Raw genomic sequence first — 5,791 nt, forward strand, 5'->3', positions numbered from 1 at the left:
AACTGAAATAGGCTAGAGAGCGGCTATGGCAGTACATTCCTCCATGCTTGAGACCGTCGAATTCGACGATCCCGCCTTAGCCAATCAGCTATTTGGCCCTCACAATGCGCATCTTGAGCTGTTGGCCGCAGCCAGCGGGGCCTCCATAGGCAGCCGTGGCGCCAGCATTCTTATTGAAAGCCCAGACATGAACACGCGGCAGGTGCTGTGCAATGTTTTTGTGCAGTTGTACGAGCTGCTGCGCGGCGGACTGTCGCTGAGCCAGCAGGACATTGCCCGCAGTTACGAGATGCTGCGCGCGGATCCCGGCCTGAATCTGGAAAAGATTTTCAAGGATGCCGTTTTCGTCAACACGCCGCGCAAAACGGTCACCGCACGCAATGTCGCCCAGCGCACCTACCTTGACCTGCTGCGGCGCAATGAGCTTGTTTTTGCGGTTGGCCCGGCAGGTACGGGCAAAACCTATCTTGCTGTCGCCATGGCGCTTTCCATGTTTCAGCAGCACAAGGTCAAACGCATTGTGCTGACGCGCCCCGCAGTGGAAGCGGGTGAACGCCTGGGCTTTTTGCCAGGCGATCTGGCCGACAAGGTCAACCCCTATCTGCGCCCGCTCTATGACGCCCTGCACGACATGATGCCCCAGCCCAAGGTGGCGTCCATGCTTGAGGTAGGCTCCATTGAAGTTGCGCCCCTGGCCTTCATGCGCGGGCGCACCCTTAACGATGCCTTTATTATTCTTGACGAAGCGCAGAACACCACGCAGGAACAGATGAAAATGTTCCTCACCCGCATGGGCTTTGGCTCGCGCATGGTTGTAACGGGTGACACCACCCAGATCGACCTGCCCTTGCAGCCCGGCGGCCAGCGCCCGCGCTCGGGCCTTATCCACGCGCTGAAGATCCTTGCCAAAGTTCCAACCATCGCAGTGCATCACTTCACCAAGGCCGACGTAGTGCGGCATCCCTTGGTGGGAGCAATCGTAAACGCCTATGATAATGCAGAAAAAAGCGGCACGTCCAGCTAGCATCCTCGCACTCTTTCGCATGCTGCGGGCCCGCCACCATTGTGGTCTGGGGCTTTCGGTGCTTGTGCTCACCCTGCTTTTCATCAGCCTGCTTGCAGGGGCCAACTTTGAGGCAGTGCCTCGCGTCTACGTTGCCGGGCAAGTGGCGGACTCTGACGTCATTGCCGACCGCGACATCCTTGTTGAAGACGTGCAGGCCACCAAGGCCCGGCGCAAACAGGTGCAGCTTCTGCAGCCACCTGTCTATGATCTGAGTCTTGAGCCCTTTACGGCCTTTCAGAACCGTATTGTGGAGATCATGCGCAGCTTGAACAACGGCATTGACTACCATGTTGGGGTAGAAGGCCCGCTCCACAGGCTGGTGGATGAACTGACGCCCACCGTTGCTGACGAAATTTTGCCGGAACTCGCCCAGCCCGAGGCGCAGACATATCTGCTCAAGGTGCTGCTGCCCCAGATTCGCGACCATATGGCAGAAGGCCTTGTGGGCGACATACGCTCGGCCAGGGTTGACCGCTCTGGCGTTATTGTGCGCAATCTGGATACGAATACAGAAATACTGCGCCCGGACGTGGTCAATCTGCCCGATGTGCAATCGTATCTGGCGGAAATTTCTGCCCAGATACGGCAGGTTTCCACGCTGAACCCGCAGTCGCGGCGCGCCATCAATATTCTGCTTTCCGCAACCATGCCTTCCTCGCTGACGCTGAACCGGGAATCTACCCAAAAGCGCAGCTCTGCCGTCATGTCCATGGTTGAGCCCGTGTATTATCAGATACAGAAGGGCGAGATCGTGCTGCGCAAGGGCGAAAGGGTCAGCCGCGAGCAGCAGATCAAGCTGCAAACGCTTTATAAATCCGCTTCTGACCCCATGCACTGGGATATAGCCGCTGGCGCCTTTTTGTGCTCGCTGGTGCTTTCCATCGGCTTTTTTGTTGCCCCCAGCGGCAAACCCGGCACCCCTCTGCGCTGCAAGGACATGCTGCTCATTTCCTTGCTCCTGCTGCTTTTCAGCGCCGGGGCAAAGGCTGTGTACGTGCTTGGCATGCGCATAGACAGCCATTCGTTCATCAATACGCTGGCCGTGGGCTACCCTGTGGCAGGGGCAGTGGGGCTGGTCGCCATGGTTTTTGCGGCCCGGCGCTATTGCACCATGGCGCTGTTGATCTCATTCTTTACCATGCTCATGTTTCAGGCGCAGTTTTCGCTGTTCCTGCTCCATTTTCTCGGCGGCATGCTGGCCACGTGGCTTGTGACCAATGCCCAGAACCGACAGGACGTGGTGTGGAGCATTGTACCGCTGACCATCGGTCAGTCCATCATCTGGTTTGGCGCAACCCTGCTGGCCCAAAGCGCCCCAGGCGTCATGCCCACGCAGTTGCTGGCCGTGTTTATCAACAGTGTGCTCTCGCTCATTCTGCTCTTTGCCGTGAGCCCTGTGCTTGAAATCAGCTTTGGCTACAGCACGCGCTTCCGCCTCATGGAATTGATGAGCCTTGAGCAACCTCTCATGCAGGAGCTCATGGTAACTGTGCCCGGCACCTACCATCACTCACTTGTGGTCGCCAACATGGTTGAAGCCGGGGCCAAGGCCATCGGCGCCAACAGCCTGCTGTGCAAGGTGGCGGCCCTGTATCATGACGTGGGCAAGCTCTCGTATCCCGAATATTTCATCGAAAACCAGTTTGGCGGGCCCAACAAGCACGACAAACTGGCCCCGTCCATGAGTGCGCTCATCCTGCTTTCGCATGTCAAAAAAGGCACGGAACTGGCCGAGCGGTACAAACTCGGACAGGATATTGCCGACATCATCAGCCAGCACCACGGCACGCGGCTCATACGCTTTTTCTACCAGAAGGCCCTGAACCAGGGAGAAAAGCCGCGTGAATCCGATTTCAGCTATGTGGGGCCGCGTCCGCAAACCAAGGAAGCCGCCATCCTCATGCTGGCCGACTCCGTTGAGGCCTCCAGCCGCACGCTCAACGATCCCACGCCCGCGCGCATAAAGTCGCACATTGACACCATCATCAAGGGTATTTTCTCGGAAGGGCAGCTGGACGAATCGGAGCTTACCTTTAAGGATCTGCACTTCCTGAGCGAAAACTTTCAGCGCATCCTGACGGGTATTTTCCATCAGCGCATTGCCTATCCTGACGCCAAAATCAACGATGCCGCCAGATCCGAGGGCAAGCCCAACGGCAAAAACGGCGCTGCCCCTGCAACGCATGGTGCAACGGCCCTTACCCCCACGGGGCAGGGCAAACAGTGCGGCGACAAGCCTTGCAACGGAGACAAACCCGCTGCGGCGCAATCGCCTGAAGTCAAAGCCCTGACGAGCCAGCCGGAGAGCGCCAAACAGGCTGGAATACCTGCCATCGCGGAAGAAAAGGGGCAGGCATAGGAATCATGGGCGCAGTCAGGGGCAGCCAGAAACAGGCAACCGTGCGCATCTTTTGCCGCTATCCGGCCACCGCCTGGATTCTGCCTCTTGACCGCAGGCAGCAACGCGCGGCTCTGGCGGCCATGCTTGCCGCCGCAGAACAGGCCAATGTGCCTGTTGTGCCCCCGGCTGTGGAACTGCATCTGGTCGATGATGCCGCCATGAGCGCAGCCAACAGGCGCTGCATGGGCTGTCAGGGCCCTACCAACGTGCTTTCCTTCCCCGGTGGCTGCGACAGCCCCGGTACTCTTCTGTTTTCACTGGATACGTTGCGCAGGGAATGCCTGCTGTACGGGCAGGAGCCGGGCGAGCATGCTTTGCGCCTGCTGGCGCACGGAATGGCCCACTTGTGCGGGCTTGACCACAGCGCGCAGATGGACGCGGTGAGCGACTATTTTATGGTAGTTGCAGCCGAAGCAATGGCCTGACAGCGCAAAGCTCCCGGCCTGATAACGGATTCGGCTAGGCCGCCCACTTTCTGTTCAGTGCCGCCAGGGCCATGCATTGCATTTCGCGCAGTTTGCGGGCGGATTCTTCGCCTCGGTTGTGCCATTCTTCGGGCAGACGCACGGCGTTTATAGCCTTCAGGCTCGGGTAGGCCAAACTGCTGATAGGTGAATTGCTGTCGGCATCCGCCAGCTTCCAGAAAGGGCGCGAAAGCCCGAGCTGGTTAACCCGCCACAGCAGGTCGCGGCGCGTTCCGGTGCGCAGGCTGGCAAACATGCCCGCCTTCATGTGTTCTTCTGCTGCAAGCGCGCCAGCCCTGGCATAGACTGCCGGCAGCCGCAGCCTTTTGGCAAGGGCCAGTGCAAGCGGCACGCCGCGCGCCTCATGCCCATAATGATGGGGCAGCAGAGCAGGGTCGGTGCAGATTTTTCCAAGGTCATGGCACAAGGCCATCCATACGGCCATGGCATCGCCCGCGAGCTCGTCCATCAGCCGCAGGCTGTGGCCCAACACGCTGTTGGCATGCCATTTCACGGGGCCTGCTGGAATGTAGCGTGCGCGCTCGTGTTCTTCAAACCAGGGGGACAAACAATCCCCTTGCGCCAGAACACGAAAGAAACGCGCCGGGCGCGGCAAGGCCAGAGCCTTGAGCATTTCCCTGGCCACACGCTCCGCAGGAATGGCCGCCAGCAAAGCCTTGGGCGTGGCGCGCATCTGCTCAAAAGCCTCGCGGGCTATGCGCCAGTCAGGCCAGCGGGAGGCAAAGCGCGCCAGACGAAAAATTCTCGTGGGATCATCCGTAAAGGCCGTGGGCGAAGCCGGACGCATCGTTTTGTTGCGCAGGTCGTCAACCGCCCTGGGATGCATGTACAGCCGCCCCGCGCTGTCGAGCGCAAGGGCATTGATGGTGAGATCCCGCGCTGCAAGATCAGATGCCAGGGTGCCGCCCCGGAGGGGCATGCATTCGCGCCCGCGCCACAGGCAGACATTGACGCTTTTACCTACGCAGACCGCATCGGGATGCGCGACCAAAAAGTCGTCCATGCTTCCTGAAAAGGAAAAATCCAGCTCCGTGGGCATACGCCCAAGCAAAAGGTCGCGCAGTGCGCCGCCGACGAGGTAGAGTTCCATGCCCCCAGTATGTCACAGCCAACCGTTTGAGGGAAGCTCCCCCACTGGCGCTGACAAAAATTTTGTTCCGCGTATCTGGCGCTTTGGCGAGGTAGGCTCCTGCCTTGATACCGCTGCAAACCTTGCAGGGCGGGGCTGGCTTGAGCCGTGGGACAGTGTTCAGGTTGTCAGCCAGACAGCGGGGCGCGGGCAATTGCGGCGTCAGTGGCACTCGCCTGCTGGCAATGTGTATGCGGCCCTGCGTCTGCCGCTTGTGCCCCCCTTTGACGGCACGGCGGCGGCCCCGGCAGTGGGCGCTCTGCTGGCGGAGGCGCTGGCAATGGACGGGTGGCAGGTGCGCCTGAAATGGCCCAATGACCTTGTATTGTGCGCATCGGAAGCCGAACCCAGAAAACTGGCGGGCATCCTGCTGGAGGAGCGGGGCGGGGTGCTGCTGGCGGGCATTGGCATAAATGTGCGCTGGTCGCCCCCAGTGGAACAGATGCGGGCAGAGGCCGCTCTGGAGGCAACAAGCCTTGCCGCCCAGCATAAATCCTCCATTTTTACGCCTCCATGGGCCGAAGCCTTGTGGCAAACCCTTGTAAAGCGCATGTTTTCAGCTTATATTGACTGCCACTCTTTTCCCGAGGGGTGGAGAGCCCGTGCGGAGTCTCTTTTGCTCTGGCGCGGCGAGAACGTGGAGCTGCGTGACGATGACCGCATCGTACGCGGCTGGCTGGCGGGCCTAGGAACGTCAGGCGGCCTGTGTC

The 5,791-nt window shown here is 59.9% G+C and carries 5 protein-coding genes; 4 read left to right on the plus strand and 1 reads right to left on the minus strand.

Annotation, left to right across the window (positions count from 1 at the left end; translation table 11 throughout):
• The first annotated feature begins 25 nt into the window (after positions 1 to 25).
• From VEZ52_RS14535 to ybeY, 3 genes are read left to right on the plus strand one after another with little or no spacing between them, the layout of a single operon-like run.
• Complete coding sequence (locus tag VEZ52_RS14535; protein ID WP_324837451.1) at positions 26 to 1,024, plus strand: PhoH family protein; 999 nt, start codon at positions 26 to 28, stop codon at positions 1,022 to 1,024.
• Positions 990 to 3,425 (plus strand): HD family phosphohydrolase, encoded by a 2,436-nt coding sequence (locus VEZ52_RS14540; RefSeq protein WP_414649528.1) that lies wholly within the window; start codon positions 990 to 992, stop codon positions 3,423 to 3,425. Before VEZ52_RS14535 ends, VEZ52_RS14540 begins: the two co-directional genes overlap by 35 nt.
• A 5-nt stretch (positions 3,426 to 3,430) precedes the next feature.
• Positions 3,431 to 3,892, plus strand: coding sequence for an rRNA maturation RNase YbeY (ybeY, locus tag VEZ52_RS14545; RefSeq protein ID WP_324837453.1), 462 nt, complete (start codon positions 3,431 to 3,433; stop codon positions 3,890 to 3,892).
• A gap of 34 nt (positions 3,893 to 3,926) precedes the next feature.
• Here the strand turns inward: ybeY and VEZ52_RS14550 are convergent, their stop codons facing one another.
• Positions 3,927 to 5,042: a polynucleotide adenylyltransferase gene (locus VEZ52_RS14550; protein ID WP_324837454.1), complete on the minus strand. Its 1,116-nt coding sequence runs from the start codon at positions 5,040 to 5,042 to the stop codon at positions 3,927 to 3,929.
• Between VEZ52_RS14550 and VEZ52_RS14555 the strand changes: the two genes are divergently transcribed.
• A partial coding sequence (locus VEZ52_RS14555; RefSeq protein ID WP_324837455.1) for a biotin--acetyl-CoA-carboxylase ligase occupies positions 5,041 to 5,791 on the plus strand: 751 nt, incomplete at its 3' end. The genes VEZ52_RS14550 and VEZ52_RS14555 overlap by 2 nt on opposite strands.

It is taken from the genome of Desulfovibrio sp. (assembly GCF_035644575.1).
Lineage (GTDB): Bacteria > Desulfobacterota > Desulfovibrionia > Desulfovibrionales > Desulfovibrionaceae > Desulfovibrio.

Bases quoted from the DNA above. Each gene is read 5' to 3' on its own strand.
- VEZ52_RS14535 (WP_324837451.1), top strand. From the start codon at position 26: ATGGCAGTACATTCCTCCATGCTTGAGACCGTCGAATTCGACGATCCC.
- VEZ52_RS14540 (WP_414649528.1), top strand. From the start codon at position 990: ATGATAATGCAGAAAAAAGCGGCACGTCCAGCTAGCATCCTCGCACTC.
- ybeY (WP_324837453.1), top strand. From the start codon at position 3,431: ATGGGCGCAGTCAGGGGCAGCCAGAAACAGGCAACCGTGCGCATCTTT.
- VEZ52_RS14550 (WP_324837454.1), bottom strand. From the start codon at position 5,042: ATGGAACTCTACCTCGTCGGCGGCGCACTGCGCGACCTTTTGCTTGGG.